We start from the raw sequence: 750 nt of genomic DNA on the forward strand, positions 1-750 counted from the left end.
GCCTCCGGTGCGGTGGGGGGTCTGGTCTGTCATCTTGGGTTCCGGATCGGATGGAGGGTCAGGGCGGCGACGGGGGGTTCAGGCCGCCGGTGCCCCCCGGGCCGCACGCCCGCGCAGGGCGCCGATGGTGCGGCTGACGCGTGCGATGATGCAAAGTTCGTCCTTCATCCGGGTCATCCCTGCAAACCGGTTGGCTCGCAGGATGGGTGGCGACAGGGCGCGCGTCTGCTCCGTTTGCGACACCTGTTCAGTTTGCGACATTTCGCCACCGTGGCGGAAAGGTTCCACGTCACCGAACACGTTTGCGTGACCTGCGAAAACCTTTGTAGGGCTGGGGCGTTCATGGGGTATGGCAAGACATATCAAGTCACATATCAAGACGAATTCGACAAAGGACCGGAAAGGTACGAGCATGTTTTCAAGACCGAGAAATTCCACACTTCTGGCCGCGGCCCTTCTGGGCGGCAGCGCCCTTGGTTCCGCCGCCATCGCTGGAGACCTCCAGCCCACGGTCGTCGAACCCCCGATCGTCACCGCACCGCCCGCGCCGGTCGATTTTGCTGACCCCAATGACTGGACCGGTTTCTATGCCGGTGGTCAGCTGGGCTATGCCGACATCGACGGTAACCTGAGCGGCGACGGCGCTATCGGCGGCGTGCACGCCGGTTACGATTATGACTTCGGCACGCTCGTTCTGGGCGGCGAGGTGGACTATGACACGTCAGACGCCGATTTCGGCGGCGGTGTGGC

General features: G+C 63.6%; 1 pseudogene. It reads left to right on the forward strand.

What is annotated here, in order from left to right:
* Positions 1-412: 412 nt before the first annotated feature.
* A pseudogene (locus tag A3728_RS23485) lies at positions 413-750 on the forward strand (outer membrane protein); the annotation flags it as partial.

The organism is Sulfitobacter sp. HI0040 (assembly GCF_001634885.1).
In the GTDB taxonomy this organism is placed as follows: Bacteria; Pseudomonadota; Alphaproteobacteria; order Rhodobacterales; family Rhodobacteraceae; genus Sulfitobacter.